Source organism: Paenibacillus sp. FSL F4-0097 (genome assembly GCF_038593125.1).
In the GTDB taxonomy this organism is placed as follows: Bacteria; Bacillota; Bacilli; order Paenibacillales; family Paenibacillaceae; genus Paenibacillus_AQ; species Paenibacillus_AQ odorifer.
The window spans coordinates 3,766,600-3,779,870 of the sequence record NZ_CP151965.1; the positions used below are offsets into that span (position 1 = coordinate 3,766,600).

Below are 13,271 nucleotides of genomic sequence, written 5' to 3' on the forward strand. Positions count from 1 at the left end.
TTAACATTGCTGCTCTTAGCTCAACCCAACAATCTACTTTACCACAACTTGTGATACAGTTCACCGCGCTGTTTGTAACGGTAAGTTTTTGGGTCATCCTTTGCAGGATGCTCTTTCTTTGATCCGCTAGGTTCCAATTGCCCTAACCGCCGTTCAGGGGACTAAAGAATATACTCAGCATATACATCACCTCGAAGAATGGATATTTCCAGTTCAATAAACTTGAGTGATGCGTATAGACTTTACCAAGTAGACAGTAATAACGCCTTTACACAAAAACAAACTTACCATGCGTCTGCTCATGAGCAGTAACGCACGGTAAGTTCCATCAATAATAACTCTTTATTTGGTAATATGTTGTATTTTTACGAAAATATCTTCCTTCTTCATTTATTTATGCCGTCATCAGTATTTAAGCTCAATATTCTTCCACATGGTATTCCCATCCTTGTCGAAGCCTGTCATCTCGGTAGCGCTCATCAATTCGCCTGTTTTGACATCAAAGAAAGCGCTCATTCTCAAACTGTCATTCTCACGATTAGGAGAATTCGGCGAGATACCCATAACTCTTAGCAGCAGACGTGTTTTGGAGGAGTTAGGATCAGTATTATACCTGCTGATAGTAAAATGATACCCCTTGATCCAGTCATCTGCTATAGCAGGATTTCCTGGTTTCATCCCCAGTCTCTCAACAGCTTGTTTAACTGCATCGGAAGAATCGATTTGAATATCAGATATCGCATACTGTCCTTTTACAAGTAAATTCTTATCGTGCTTTTTCACATCAGTCTTAATGGCCATTCCATTATCGATCTTGATATAAATAAAAACATTCCCTTTCTTGCTGCCAAATTCGGGATTCCAAGCATCTCTTGTTCCATCCGAACCATCGGTTCGTTCCTGGGAAACAGAAGTGTCATCCGTGCTTGTTATGTTAATAAGTAATGGCTCTTCTTCCGTAAGCTTATTCGCCTCTGAGTACCCAAGGCGCAGTGCCTCCATCGCGGTTACGCTCTTCTTTTCATTGGTTCCCTTATTCGTTATTGTGGCAGCTGGTTTCTCTGTCTCGTTAATCATCTCACTGGTTGTTGTGACGGCCTGTTCCTCTGATTTGTTAGAAGAGCCGTCGAAAAGAACATTTTTCATACTGAAGAATAGAACGACCATAATCACAATCAATGTAATTGAGGCTATGCTAACATATTTCTTCTTACGCAAGGCTGCTTCTCCTTAGTTAATAAGTATAAGAAACTTTGGTTACGCCATAATTAACTGCTGAAGTAGTATCCGTACTGTCCACACAATGACGATTAAATTTTCCAATTTTTAACACACCAAATCATACAATAATATTTCTTCAAATGCAATTTTTGTCGCATATTTAAAAATAATGGATATTATTCACATTAACTCGAAACGAAATTGATCCTAGCTCACTGGTTTCAAGGGTTAAACTTGCCCCTATTTATGATACAGTTCACCGAGTATGATCTTAAATTAAGCTGCCCGTAAGCTGGATAAGCTAACAGTCATTCCCTCAAATCCATTGATAGACCTCCGCATAGGAAAACTTAAGTTGTTCTCGCAACTTTTTATTTTCTTCTTCGAGCTTCTTCATCTTTCGTTTTAACGACGCAATGATGGCGTCCTTGTTGTTTTCATCCATCTCCCGCTTAATTTGTTTCGGTGTCGGCTCTTGAACTTGCTGCTGACGAAGCGATTCAATGCAAATTCGTATCTCAGGATTGTCTTACCCGGTAAGCACTTTATTATTCAGTCTAATACTTGTTTTCATCGAACGCCAACGGATAATTGCATTTCTCCGCCTCATGCGTTACACTCTTTATATTGACAAATTTGCAGGTCTATATAAAAAAAGGAGGTTAACGCGCCCATGTGCCCCCGTACCAAAGAACAAAATGAGCTCATACGTATGCAGCGCAGAGAACAGATCCTGGACTTCGCCGCGCATACCTACTTCCGTACGGGCGGAAGCTTTGATATTCGCGACGTCGCCCGCGAGGCTGGTCTCGGTTATGGCACGGTATACCATTATTACCCCAACCGGCATTTACTAATAGAAGATGTGCTGAGCAGCGGCTTCGAGCGATGTGAGCAAACCCTGACTCAATGGGCGAACATCAGCCGGGACAACCCTGACGACAGGCAGTTGTTAACGTATTGCAAGACGCTACTCCAGTTGTGGCAGTCAGATGCCCGCGCATATCTCGTCTACAAAATGGCAGCGGAACATTTTACAGGCTTGCCAGAGAAAGATCGGCACCCTGCCAAGAGACGATTCATGGAAAGGCTGTATGTTCCACTCCAATCGACTATGCAGCGTGAAGACGACAGCATCAACCTTATGCTTGCCGTGTTGGTCGGCTGCTGCGGGCTGCACTACTATGCGAGCAATTCCGAGCTGGACATCGATCGAATCGCCCAGCTCGCGATACAAGCCATTACAAAGGAGTCCTGAAACAAACATGGTCATCTTAAAAAGCAAGTATGAAATCGAAGCCATCCGCAAGGCATGCCAGGTTGTGGCCGAATGCCATCGCACAATTGCCCCGCTCATCAAACCGGGCATCACAACGAACGAGATTGAGCGCATATTCGAGGATATTATTTTGAAGCACGGCGCCAAACCATATACGAAGGGCTACAATGGTTATCAATATGCGACCTGTGCCTCCGTCAATGACGTAATTGCACATGGCTTCCCTACAAATAAGCCACTTGAGGAAGGCGATATCGTGACGATCGACACGGTAGCGGAGCTCGACGGCTGGCTCGGCGATTCAGCCTGGAGCTATGCGGTCGGGAAGATCTCACCGGCGGCTGAGAAGCTGATGCGCGTCACGAAGGAGTGCCTTGACCTCGGCATCGCGCAGGCACAGCCCGGCAATCGGCTCGGAGACGTGACGAGCGCAATCCAGCAGCATGCCGAATCGAACAACTTTGGCGTCGTGCGCGACCTTCTCGCTCATGGCATCGGTCGTGACCTGCATGAGGAGCCTACCTATATGCATGTCGGCAAGCCCGGCAAAGGCCCCCGCATCAAGGAAGGCATGGTATTCACGATCGAGCCCATGATCACTGAAGGCACCTACAACATGACAATTGATCAGGACGGCTGGACCGCCCGGACGCTGGACCGCAAACTCGCCGCCCAATACGAGCATACGATCGCCATCACCGCTGAAGGTCCACAAATCCTGACCGCGCAATAGAACAATTAGAAGCCGACCAACGAGAGGGTCGACTTCTTTTTTATTTATTGAGCAGAACTTCTTTCTTCATCCGATACATGTGTGATCTTCTCACATAGGTGGAGAAAACGAATGTCCCGAGGACCGATTGAATTCTTAATGCGAAAAGTATGCTAAACTTAGGAACAACAAAATCCCCCTCAATCTGAGGGGGAGTTCTATTGCAATGCATTACGTTTCTCCTAACATTTCCTACAAACGCTAATGATAGATGAAGATGACGGAGAAAACGGCGTTTTATTCCAGTCAGCATATAGATGTTCGACGCGAAAGCCGTGACGGGTTAATAAAGAATGCAGCGTATTCGGATCCGTGAACCGACAAGCAATCCGGGAAGTCGTTCGTTTATACCCCCAATCACGCATCGTGACCCAATGCATGATATGCTGGCCAGCATCGTAACATTGTGTGCCTGATACCTTGACGTTATTTCCATCCTTATCAATAAATGATCCCCATTCTGTCTCCTCTTGATCGGATAAATCCGTTCCCTCCGGATTACGGGTCTCAAATGCAAAGATTCCATGAGGTTGTAAATGTTTGTGAACGGTCGTGAGCAAATCGCTTTGATCTTGATCACTTAAAAATGCCTGAAATGCATTACCAGTCAAATAAATCATCGAAAATCGCTTGTCCGATTCGAAGGTACGGGCATCACCTTCCATAAAAGTAACAGTCAGCCCTTTCGCCTTCAACCGCGCATATGCAATCATTGCTGAAGAGATATCTACACCGGTCATTGTTATACCGGCTTTCGAGAGGGGGATCGTTGTTAAGCCTGTACCACAAGCAAGTTCTAACACTTCCCCAGGACTCGATCTAGCAAGCTCAAGATAGAACTGATATTTGTCCATTTCACCGTCAAATTCAAGATCGTAATTTACCGGATCTTGAAATTCTTCAAGATTGCTATGTTCAATCAACACCATTCCCCCTTTCATTCCTTGTTATAATATAATCGAAATAAATGCTCATCGACAGCCATCGCGCTTAACAGTATTATTTTACTATTTTTTTGATAACACGTTTGGTGATAAACGGATATAATCAATTTTTATCAAACCTACCACTCCTCGTTAGTTCAACCATGAACATTCCATTTCATATTTTATAAAATATACTTTCACCATTGAGGAAGGGGCGACAATACTCAGCGCATAATTTGGGCATTCTTTCACGCATCCAGGCATGAACATGTACATTCTCCATCTGGAAGACGTAATATCCAATAATAGCGACCAACATTAAACCTTCCAACTGAAGTAGATCATTCGCTGTATTTTCGTACTCTCTGTAGTAACCCTTTAGGAAAGTATCTCTTCGATCGGATGGCAGCATCATAGCTCCCATGGCTACATCAAGTAAGGCATAACCGTTACCGAAAAAGCCAAAATCGATGAAGCGCACCTCTCCTTCGGTTGTGATGATGATATTACCCATACACAAATCCCCATGAATAAGGTCAGGGCCAGCCTCCCCGCCACGGTCATCTAACCGGGAGTTGATCAATTGCAGCGTTTGTTCAATGACATTAGCATCAGAAGGCGTAAATAAATTCTTTTTCACACCCGAATGAATCACACGGATCATCCGTTCATTATAAGCTTTACCTTGACTCGGTCGAATCTCCATACCTGTATGTTCGTACTGCCGAAAAAAAGTATGCAGTTCTGCTATTTGCGATCCCAGTTCTTTTACCAGTTCAAGATTGTTAACATCATTCATATTCATGTCTCTTCCATCCAGCCAGGTGAGGACGGAGCAGTTTAGCAGTTCACCTTCGTATTCAATGATCGTAATAAGTTCACCCTCATTGTTTCTTACGGGAGTCTGTATTTCGTTGCTGCTCCAGCTTCCCAGCTTCTCAAGCATTTGCAATTCTCCAAGAATGCCGCCGTATGTATGTTGCAGACCTTTCATGTCATCTATAAAAGGGTCATGAATGCGGAGTAAATATGATTTTCCCGTTCTGTCATTAACACGATAGGTTCTGTTCTCGTTATGCCTTAAGAAAATAATCTCAGGCTGTTGGATATCGTAACTGCCTAGTAAGTCCAAAAGCTTCTCGTTCGTCATAAGGACTCCTTTAAAATAGAAGGATTCATTGATTCAATCTTCGTCTGAATCATAAAAATTGAAATCTACTACATTCCAAAAATCATTCGACTCACCAATTGTACTTCTACAACATTTTCGAAATATCCTGCCTATAGCTTGACGAAGCTGCCGGAATGTTTTTCGCGGCAGCTTCGTAGTGAAAGGATATTCAGCTCTCAGTCTCATTAATCCAACCAAACTCTTTTATTTCTTAGTGATAGGCACCCATATTTCGCTTTTAAAATTTGGCGATGTGATATCTTTGTGCTCATTCCAAAGAATTTCAGGCCCTTTAATTAGCTCATATCCCGATGACGGAGCCCATTCCGAATATATTCGCCCCCAGATCTCTTGTAGCGCACTCGGAAAAGAGCCGACGACTGTGAATACAGCCCACATGGAGGCCGCCACTTCCAGCTGATCCAAGCCATTCCATGCGTCTTTCGTAGTGGCAACGCCAATATAATGATCGAACTCTCCTTTTTCCTCCATACGCCCCTCAGAGAAATTTGTAGAGGCGCTTATAAACCCTGAGGGCTCAACATCGGAAAATCTCTTCATCTCATCAATCATTTCCGGCGTCAACCCTTCATACATCGACGCAATCTCCGGATTGACCCCTTGGAAAATGATTGGTACCCGTTTTTTTATGCCCACGATGTGAAAAGATTCTTTGATTTCAATACGGTAATTCATTTCATTTCCTCCTTTGATAGTCAGCTGAAACGACATCCGAGGGAACGCCTTAAGGGATTGTCCATGGACCCGAGCTTCCGAAGGATTTACCCCATGCATGCTATGGAAAGCCCTAGAAAAGGAATCAGGCGAATTATAACCATATTTCAGAGCGGCATCGATAATTTTGATATTACTTTGTGATAGCTCGAGTGCTGCCAAGGTTAGACGTCGACGCCGGATGTATTCCGACAGAGTAATGCCTGCTAGGAATGAGAACATGCGAGTAAAATGATATTCCGAACAACAGGCTATTTTCACAACCTCCTGATAATCAATTTGATTTGTTAGGTTCTCCTCAATATAGTTTATTGCTTTGTTCAGTTGTATCAGCGTATCCATGACGTTGCCTCCCCTCGTTAATTAAAGGTTATCAGAGAAGGTTTTTACCTTCCCGACTTTTCTGCACGATTCTGTAGGGTTTTCATGTTTCGATGAACAGAGACTCGATATGAGGAAGTAAAATTCTTCTCACAAGAAGGACTACTTTTTTTGAATGTCAAGATCATAGTTAACATAATCATAATTATGTTAACTATGACCTGAAGTACGTTCAGCAGTTCGTTTGTCCACTCACTTTCACTGCCTTTTCATAGTAAGCGCAAAACGCTCTATCGTCTCTTTTGACAACCCATTTACGTTCTTATTTTTTCCTTTTACCATCCGCAATACAAACCGATCTAGCAAAGTTAGCTTCTCTTCATAGATCTCATCTCCAAAAACTTCTTTCGTCACCGATTGGTTATATAACACTTCTGGAAACGCAGATTTCAATTCTTGTGAGGCCTCCTCACCTTTTGCTCCTGCACAAATAAACAATCCTACTCGTTTTTTCCCTAGTTCATGTTGATATTTTGCTGTAAAATCAGTCATTTGTTTTTGGATTTTCCCATAATAAATAGATCCTCCCAAGATGACCGTATCATATCGTTCCAGTGTCGGCTCTTTAGCATGCATCAAATTAACTACTTCGGTTTCTTCGCCCAGTTGAGATTTTAATAAATAAGCCGCTTTCTCCGCACACCCATATTTCGAGGTAAACATAATTATTGTCTTCATTCTAATCGCTCCCTTCCGCTCGCTGGTCACTTATTATCTTAAGGGTTCACGTACATGCTTTAACAAAATAACCATACAAGCAGCAATAGCTAAAGCCATCGTCGGAAAAATTACACACTCGGCTATAGACACAGCCACACCGCTATAGATCATTGCCGCCAGCATTGCCGTAATTGCTAGCAGTAATGTAACTCCTTTGAAAACAACGACAGTTGCCAGTAGGTACCCAAAAGGTTGTCTACGAATGACCATAATCCCCGTAACAATTGCTAATGGGACCAAGATCGCAAGATCCAAAACTTGAATTACCAACGTACTATAGTGCTCGAGCCCTTGTGGCGGTATTCCCCCCAGTAGTGAATTCAGTATTTTCCCTAGCCAGAGCAATAAAATCATAAAAGCAATAACCATTAGTGAAAAGCCGATTCCTTTAGAAGGTAAACTGTTTTTAAAGTAAGTATGTATGGATTCTTTATCGAAGGAAAATAAAGCTAGGATGAATGCGAAAAAACTTAAAGAAAACAACAGCACATAAACTAAAAACAATGAATTGTACATCGTCAGAAAGCTGTAGGATGCGTAAGTATATAAAAAGTACCCCAGAGTGCCCGTAAGGAGCATCCTCCCCTTTATCGAGCCTTTAATTGTCATGATGAGCGAACTGAGCAGTAAAGGTATGGCAAGAAATAATGTAACTCCATCCTGTGCTTTAGCTTGTGCCGCCGCAGAGACAGAATCATGGCTGTACACTCCTGACCCCTGAAGCTTTACATCCTCGCCCCATATTGACGTAAAAGTATATTTTGTTCCATCACTTATCCCATCTGAAAACAACCCAACCGCTGTTGCAAACACTGCAATAACCGAAATCAACACCGACAGCACTACGACTTTCCTTATATGTTTTATAACAACCTCCCCCTCCCTTCATGAAAATATTTAGATTTTACCTGGAGGCAATAGCAACCATTGAATCCAAATGACATGAAATCAGAGCTTCGACCTGATCATCAGGCAGATCTTTTTCGACAAGCAAACGCATAATTAAACCGAACGCTGCACTCCATATCACCTGAGCAGTGAGTTCTACGAAAGCTTCCTCACGGTTTTTCTGTGCTTCAAATCTGAACAGGCCCTGGCAGAGCATCCCAATCGCTTTACGCTCCTGGGCTGCTCCTCTAAATAGAACAGCTGTGTAACTAAGAACAGCCGGCGTATCGTTTAGCATGACATTCCGGTATTCTACACCCGTGGAAAGAGACATCCTGATGAACTTCTCCAATGATCGTTTTAAAAGTGTATCTGGAGGTAATTCCTGCTGTACCTCTTGTTGCACAGACTGAAGCTCAGTAAGCATATCCGTATATTTTTGTTGCAAATAGTTCTCGATAATCTCTTCTTTGCCTTTAAAATAATGATAAATAATTCCCGGTGAATATTCGATTTTCTCAGCGATTTTTCGGATAGAGAGCTTCTCTATTCCCACTTCAGCAATCAATAAAGCTGCATTTTGCAGGATCAGATTTCTCATTTCTTCACGCTCACGTACTTTTCGTTGTTCTTTAGTCATAAATTTGTCTCCTCATGAGTTGAACATTGTTTAATCATTGAACACTGTTTAATATATATTTCGGATTAGTTTTATGTCAATATCCTTAGTCACATGTATTCCCCTCCTCCAATGTACATATCTGGACATAAAAAATCCGCCAGTCATTTAGACTGACGGAACCTTTAATTTGTGAAGTTAAAGGATTACAGACAGAGGGTTTTAGTAATGATAACCAACAGGATAAACAGAACCAGAATAGCTCCTGTGGAAGTGAAACCACCGTATCCTCCTGCAAATTCGCCCATTGTTGACTCCTCCTTTGTAATTGAGTACATCATAAGATATGCAATATTGCCCTCACTGACTGGGTATTTTGAACACAAAAAATAAACCAACGACCCTTTTTATGGTGAATGGTTTAATTGGTTTACATAAATAATGTTATGTTAACTATAGTAGAGAGCATTAGATGCTCATTACTTTACAATTCGTATATGTTCTTAATAGCTAGCCAGTTATATAAAAAAATACAGTTTCCTGGCCGTCCGTCTTGACGCTCTCTTGGTCATCCTCCACTGTCTAGCGCTCACTCGCTTAGCACCACTTTTCCATTCCATTTGCTGTTAATAGTAAACTCCTTATTTAAGAAAAACCCGAAAACACACGGATTTTCATTTCTTAATTCGATTAATAGTTAATGTGTTGAAGTATTGGCTGGGGTTGCCTTGTTGTGGATTAAAGCGCTCTTGAAACTCTCCATGGGTATAGTCCCCGATCACTTTATGCCAGAAATCACGAGCGGGCGTATTCGCACGGACTTGTGAAACCTTCCATTCACCAGAGTACATATCAAATAGCTTATGCGCAGCCCATGTACCTACACCACTTCGGCGGTATTTTTGCATCACAAAAAACTCAGTCATATAAAACTGGCCTTCAGGATTACGCAATAACCTGTCCACCAAAGCAAAACCAGCAATATGCCCGTCCACCTTAAACAAATATGCGAATTTATTATTCCCGCTACTCCAATAAGCTTCTAGTCCCGGATAGGCCGGAAATACCCCGTCTTGATTGACATCAAATTCCAAATAACGGGTGAAATCATATAGGTAGAACTGCATTAATCTGCTTATAGTATGCTTACGTTCTTTAGGAACCAGCTCAATTTCAAGTTTCATTATTTGCACCTCTGATATTTATGTTTACTTCACATCATAAAGCTTAGCGGCATCAGGAGCAAGGCTCGTACCTAGTTTCCCCTTCATTCAAAGTCCAATATGGGACAAAACATGTTAAGATAGAAAGGAGAAATTTTATGCAATCTATGGAAAAAGGTGAATCACATGAGCGTTCAAAAGAACGATGACCGTAAAAAACTTGATCAAAAGCTACCCCTCATGCCCTGGTTCGTTCAGCAGTTTATTGACTATAAACGGCCTGATCTCTCCCCCTCCACACTGCTGGAGTATATCCGGGATTATGAATCTTTTTTCGGCTGGTTGCGGGCAGAGGGCTTATCCCAAGCCGGCTCAAATACCGAGATCACGCTTCTAGAATTGGAAACCCTACATATGGACAGTATTGTCGGATATCGGTTGCATCTAACTACCCGAGCCGAAGGTACGAACACTCGTGTTACTGTATCCCGTAAACTATCTGCATTACGCTCCTTATTTCATTATTTAAGTCAAATCGCTGAGGACGAGAACTTTTATCCATTGCTTAAGCGAAACATTATGGCTAAGGTTGAGGTCAAACGAACACATAAGCCAAAGGATACTGCCGCTAAATTAAAGGGTAAGATTTTGGAAGATGAGGAATTACTGGAGTTTGTGGGGTACATTTATGAAGGTTATGGACGGGATGTGGAGGGCAACAAACAGGCTTATTATTCGTTTCAATTAAATCACGAGCGCGACGCCTGTATTGCCAGCTTGATTCTGAACTCTGGCCTGCGTGTATCTGAGGTAGTCAATCTAAACGTAGACGATTTGGATATTAACAACAAGCTGCTCTATGTCACCCGCAAAGGGAATAATGACGAAACGTTTAAGACACCCGTCTATTTTAGAGAGCAAGCTAAAGATGATCTAGCTCTTTATCTTAGTCTGCGCCAATCTCGCTACAAAACACCCAAGAGAGAAAAGGCCTTGTTTATCTCCCTCCCTAACGGGCGTCAAGAAGGCAAACGTATGACCAAACGTGCAATTCAAGAAATGATTATTAAGTACGCTAAACGCTTTGGTAAACCGTTTCTTACGGTTCATAAGCTGCGTCATTCTTTTGCAACAGATTATTATCTGCAAAATGATATTTATAAAACGAAGGAACAGCTCGGGCACGCATCCACCGAAACAACTGAGATCTACGCTCATTTAACGGATAAAACGATGTCTGAGGCGATCGAGCGGCGTGTCGATAATTAATCATCACAAAAAGGGTGCTCCTACTTCGGTTGAGTAGTTGCTCTTCGCTAGTGCAGAGTTGTTATCGGACTCAGCTGACCTTAAACGCAAGATTATCTCATATTTGGGTGGCTAACGGACCTCAAGGTCGCTATTGGCCTGAAATACGCAAATATGAGCTCCATTCTATGAAATAGCGACGCTGAGGTCCGAAACCCCGCTTAAAAGGTGATAAATAAACAAATAAGATCATCTGGGTCCGTAAGCATCCGCGGGTGATTAATCTCGGCAGTGGCGCAGCCAATAACTCAAAACAATAGAGCAGTAACTCTTCCGATAGGAGATTTACTGCGATTTGTGTCGCCTACCCGGAAACTTTACTTTCGCTTTTCTTCAAATTTGAATTACATTCGGCGGGCACCCCTAACCCGATTATTGTTGCACTAAAAACCCACTTACGGTACGCAAGTGGGTTTTCTTATTCTAATTTCTGGGGTAACCCTCCCTTTAAAACCGGTTGTTAGCGACTATTGGGTTAGCAGGAACGCTGTTTTTTTGCTTATCTATTGTGAATTTTTCATATGTTGAAATGTTGGAAATAATACCGTTGACCTAGCAATTCTATGACGATTTCTGTGCGTGCGTGGATATCAAATACCTTTAATTACTCCAATACCTGCGGTGAAATTTTGTTCATCATCGATGGGCAGAGTACCCTCCACATCTAGCCCCGAATCTCTCCTGGCAGCTTGATCACCGTTACCTTATCTCCGGCAGATAGCCCCTTTTCTTCTGGGGGTACAACTATCAAACAGTCGCTATCCTTGATCGTGACGAATACGGAAGATTCATCAATGAGTGCCGGATAAGCAAACAAGCTGCCGTCTTTTATTTCTAAGCGAGCTCGCACAAATCTAGTAAAATTATTCACTCTTTTATAATCTGTACCGAGTGTAACGTTCCATTCCGGTAAAAAAGACTGAGAAGCACTTTGCATCAGTGAAATCACAGGCCGTGCAAACAGTTGAAACCCAACGAAACAAGCCCCCGGATTCCCGGATAAAGCTAACAGCAGCTTACCACCTCTAACCGCAGCAGTAGTTACGCTTCCTGGACGCATCGTCACTTTGTTGAACAACATATTACCACTTTGTTCACGAACCAAGTCGCCCATGATATCATAATCCCCCACAGAAACGCCACCCGTTGTGATCACAAAATCATAAGTTTCCAGCGCCATCTGTACTTTACTTCTAGCCAGCTCCAGATCATCCACAATAGCGCCTAACATTACTGGAACACCCCCTGTCTCTTTGACTAGAGCTTCGAGCATAGGGGAGTTACTATTGCGGATTTTGCCAGGCTCCAGCGGCTCATGCACTTCCAGCAGCTCTGTTCCTGTGGCAAAGATGGCTACCTTGGGACGACGATAGACTTTCACGGTATGTAATCCAAACGCTGCAAGAACAGCTATATCCCCCGCAGAGATTAACCTTCCTGTTGGCAATACAAGATCACCTTGGCTTAATTCGAAACCTTGAGGTGTGATATTGCTGTTTGCTTCTAGTTTTTTTCGAATTCCAACGTAAGTCTTTCCTTCCTCTTCACGTCTCTCCGTGACCTCCAGCATCACCACAGCATCAGCCCCAACCGGTACTTGTGCACCAGTCATAATTCTTGCGGCTGTTCCCTGAGTTATATCTACCGCAGGCACTGCGCCACACGGAATATTATCCACAATTTCTAACCATACAACTTGTCCATTAACACAGTTATGGGTGTCCGACGCTATAATCGCATATCCATCCATACTAGATCGATTAAACGCAGGAAATGGGTGTGGAGCAATCACTTTTTCAGCCAAATAACGTCCACAACACTCATCTAGCGATACGTCTTCTGATTCTAGCGGATTGGCATATTTGATTATTTTGGCCTGAGCTTCTTTGACTTGCAGCGCTTCCCGCTGAAATTTATTATCCTTCATAAAGACCTCCGCTCTGAAACGTCGATTTTTGCTGTAATAGGTATTATTTTAACATGAGACCTCTTGAAGTAAAATTATAAACACAAAAGGCCACCATCCATGTTTATGGGCAGCAGCCTTTTCTACAATATTTTTTCCGGTATAGTGATCTATTACTTCTC

Annotated in this window: 13 protein-coding genes; 3 read left to right on the forward strand and 10 right to left on the reverse strand. The window is 42.7% G+C overall.

Annotated features, from left to right (window positions below):
* Positions 1 to 405 precede the first annotated feature (405 nt).
* Positions 406 to 1,218, reverse strand: coding sequence for a hypothetical protein (locus MHH86_RS16875; RefSeq protein WP_076316738.1), 813 nt, complete (start codon positions 1,216 to 1,218; stop codon positions 406 to 408).
* A gap of 715 nt (positions 1,219 to 1,933) precedes the next feature.
* On the opposite strand from MHH86_RS16875, the gene MHH86_RS16880 reads away from it, so the two are divergent.
* On the forward strand, positions 1,934 to 2,479 hold the full coding sequence (locus tag MHH86_RS16880) for a TetR/AcrR family transcriptional regulator (protein WP_254924482.1): 546 nt from the start codon (positions 1,934 to 1,936) through the stop codon (positions 2,477 to 2,479).
* Positions 2,480 to 2,486: 7 nt separating this feature from the next.
* A complete protein-coding gene (gene map, locus MHH86_RS16885; protein ID WP_036687603.1) occupies positions 2,487 to 3,233 on the forward strand; it encodes a type I methionyl aminopeptidase in 747 nt (248 codons plus the stop codon).
* Positions 3,234 to 3,454: 221 nt separating this feature from the next.
* On the opposite strand, the gene MHH86_RS16890 is transcribed toward map, so the two are convergent.
* The 8 genes from MHH86_RS16890 to MHH86_RS16925 all read right to left on the reverse strand — a co-directional run bounded on the left by MHH86_RS16890 (position 3,455) and on the right by MHH86_RS16925 (position 9,896).
* The gene (locus tag MHH86_RS16890; RefSeq protein ID WP_080742510.1) at positions 3,455 to 4,195 is read right to left on the reverse strand and encodes a class I SAM-dependent methyltransferase; all 741 of its coding nucleotides are present in this window, start codon (positions 4,193 to 4,195) and stop codon (positions 3,455 to 3,457) included.
* 178 nt (positions 4,196 to 4,373) lie between these two features.
* Positions 4,374 to 5,348, reverse strand: coding sequence for an aminoglycoside phosphotransferase family protein (locus MHH86_RS16895; protein ID WP_076099066.1), 975 nt, complete (start codon positions 5,346 to 5,348; stop codon positions 4,374 to 4,376).
* 225 nt (positions 5,349 to 5,573) lie between these two features.
* Positions 5,574 to 6,446 (reverse strand): AraC family transcriptional regulator, encoded by an 873-nt coding sequence (locus MHH86_RS16900; RefSeq protein WP_342479366.1) that lies wholly within the window; start codon positions 6,444 to 6,446, stop codon positions 5,574 to 5,576.
* A 237-nt stretch (positions 6,447 to 6,683) separates the two neighbouring features.
* Complete coding sequence (locus MHH86_RS16905) at positions 6,684 to 7,163, reverse strand: flavodoxin domain-containing protein (RefSeq protein ID WP_342479367.1); 480 nt, start codon at positions 7,161 to 7,163, stop codon at positions 6,684 to 6,686.
* 33 nt (positions 7,164 to 7,196) lie between these two features.
* Entirely contained in the window at positions 7,197 to 8,048 is an 852-nt protein-coding gene (locus tag MHH86_RS16910; protein WP_342479368.1) for a hypothetical protein, read from the reverse strand.
* A 61-nt stretch (positions 8,049 to 8,109) separates the two neighbouring features.
* On the reverse strand, positions 8,110 to 8,733 hold the full coding sequence (locus MHH86_RS16915) for a TetR/AcrR family transcriptional regulator (RefSeq protein WP_076099062.1): 624 nt from the start codon (positions 8,731 to 8,733) through the stop codon (positions 8,110 to 8,112).
* Between the two features lie 185 nt (positions 8,734 to 8,918).
* Positions 8,919 to 9,020 carry a sporulation protein YjcZ gene (locus MHH86_RS16920; RefSeq protein WP_197069683.1) on the reverse strand — a complete coding sequence of 34 codons (102 nt, stop codon included), beginning with the start codon at positions 9,018 to 9,020 and terminating at the stop codon, positions 8,919 to 8,921.
* A 366-nt stretch (positions 9,021 to 9,386) separates the two neighbouring features.
* Positions 9,387 to 9,896: a GNAT family N-acetyltransferase gene (locus MHH86_RS16925; protein ID WP_076126756.1), complete on the reverse strand. Its 510-nt coding sequence runs from the start codon at positions 9,894 to 9,896 to the stop codon at positions 9,387 to 9,389.
* A 165-nt stretch (positions 9,897 to 10,061) separates the two neighbouring features.
* Between MHH86_RS16925 and xerS the strand changes: the two genes are divergently transcribed.
* Positions 10,062 to 11,144 carry a tyrosine recombinase XerS gene (xerS, locus tag MHH86_RS16930; protein WP_076106816.1) on the forward strand — a complete coding sequence of 361 codons (1,083 nt, stop codon included), beginning with the start codon at positions 10,062 to 10,064 and terminating at the stop codon, positions 11,142 to 11,144.
* 703 nt (positions 11,145 to 11,847) lie between these two features.
* On the opposite strand, the gene glp is transcribed toward xerS, so the two are convergent.
* Positions 11,848 to 13,110, reverse strand: a complete 1,263-nt coding sequence (glp, locus tag MHH86_RS16935) for a gephyrin-like molybdotransferase Glp (RefSeq protein WP_342479369.1) — start codon at positions 13,108 to 13,110, stop codon at positions 11,848 to 11,850.
* Positions 13,111 to 13,271 lie beyond the last annotated feature (161 nt).